Annotated in this window: 3 protein-coding genes; all 3 read left to right on the forward strand. The window is 35.8% G+C overall.

Annotated elements, in window-relative coordinates; translation table 11 throughout:
- The coding region (locus P8H68_RS00365; RefSeq protein ID WP_300320125.1) for an FtsX-like permease family protein at positions 1–700 on the forward strand (700 nt) is incomplete at its 5' end.
- 12 nt (positions 701–712) lie between these two features.
- Positions 713–1,405: an ABC transporter ATP-binding protein gene (locus P8H68_RS00370; protein WP_300320129.1), complete on the forward strand. Its 693-nt coding sequence runs from the start codon at positions 713–715 to the stop codon at positions 1,403–1,405.
- A 5-nt stretch (positions 1,406–1,410) separates the two neighbouring features.
- A partial coding sequence (locus P8H68_RS00375; protein ID WP_300320132.1) for a biotin/lipoyl-binding protein occupies positions 1,411–1,691 on the forward strand: 281 nt, incomplete at its 3' end.

Raw genomic sequence — 1,691 nt, forward strand, 5'->3', positions numbered from 1 at the left:
TGTATTAATTAATAATATTAACTTTCACGTTATTGGAGTTTTCAAAAGTGGCGAGTTCGATAATGAAAATAGTGTTCATATTCCCTTTACTTGCTTCCAACAAATATTCAATGCGGGAGACAGTGTGGGTTGGCTTATGATAACTGGGTATGCTGACCAAGATATCAATCAAATAGAAAAAGACGCCAAACTACTATTGAAAAACCTTGGCAGTATTAGACCTGATGATCCTAGGGCGTTCGGTAGTTACAACTTTGGAAAAGAGTATAAAAAAATTACAGGATTTTTAAAAGGAATGCAGTTTTTAACTTGGTTTGTTGGTATTGCAACTTTAATAGCAGGAGTATTTGCCATAGGAAACATTCTTCTGATTACCGTTACCGAAAGAACAAAAGAAATTGGAATTCGCCGTGCCTTAGGAGCCACACCTATTATGATTAAAAGACAAGTGATCATGGAAGCTTTATCACTTTCTTTAATCGCTGGTATCTTAGGAATTATCTCCGGAGGAGGCGTACTAATAATTGTAGATGCAAAGTTTGGACAAGGAGATGATGCTGCTCTGGTGAATCCTTCGGTGTCAATCCCTATTGTTATGATCGCTGTCTTGTGCTTGACTGTTTTAGGCACATTGATTGGAATGATTCCTGCAGGACGAGCCACCAGAATAAAACCTATTGAAGCACTGAGTGATGAATAAAATAAATTGTAGATGATAAAAATTGAAAACTTACATAAATCTTATCCCGTTGGAAAAGATTCCCTGCATGTTCTTAAAGGTTTAGACCTAAACATTAAAGAAGGTGAATTTATTGCCATCATGGGAGCTTCTGGTTCGGGTAAATCTACCCTGCTTAATATATTAGGACTTTTGGATGTTCACGATGAGGGTAAATATTATCTAAATCAGGAAGAAATAATAGATTTAAATGAAAAGAAGGGTGCTATACTAAGAAATAAATTTCTTGGTTTTGTATTCCAATCTTTCAACTTAATCTCCTACAAAACAGCACTTGAAAATGTTGCCTTACCCTTGTACTACAAAGGAATCAAAAAGAAGGAGCGACAACAAATGGCTTTAGAATATCTTGACAAGGTAGGATTAAAAGACTGGGCAAAACATCTACCTAACGAGCTCTCAGGTGGACAAAAACAGAGAGTTGCCATTGCCCGTGCACTGGTTACCAAACCTAAAGTTATTCTTGCTGATGAGCCTACAGGAGCTTTAGATTCTGCTACTACAGAATCTGTCATGGATATACTAAAAAGCATCAACGCAGAGGGTATGACGATTGTGGTAATCACACACGAAGAAGATATTGCAGAACAAACCGATCGATTGGTAAGACTAAAAGATGGAGTAATTGTAAGCGACGAAAAAATGAAAAACAAAACTAACTCTTAATTGACATGAAAAAAACATTAAAAATCATTCTTGTAATCGCAATCCTAGGGGCACTAGGTTATGTATTATGGTTTTTCAAGGAAAAGAACAGTAAATCAGCAGTGGAATTTAAAACCAATACTGCCTTTGTAACAACCATTGAAAAAAAATCAGTCGCTACAGGAAAAGTAACTCCAGAAGATGAAACAAATATCAAACCGCAAATTTCAGGTATCATTGATGAAATTCTTGTGGAAGAAGGGAACTTTGTCAAAACAGGAGATTTGTTAGCTAAAATAAAAATCAT

It is taken from the genome of Flavicella sp. (assembly GCF_029238425.1).
Classification (GTDB): Bacteria; Bacteroidota; Bacteroidia; order Flavobacteriales; family Flavobacteriaceae; genus Flavicella.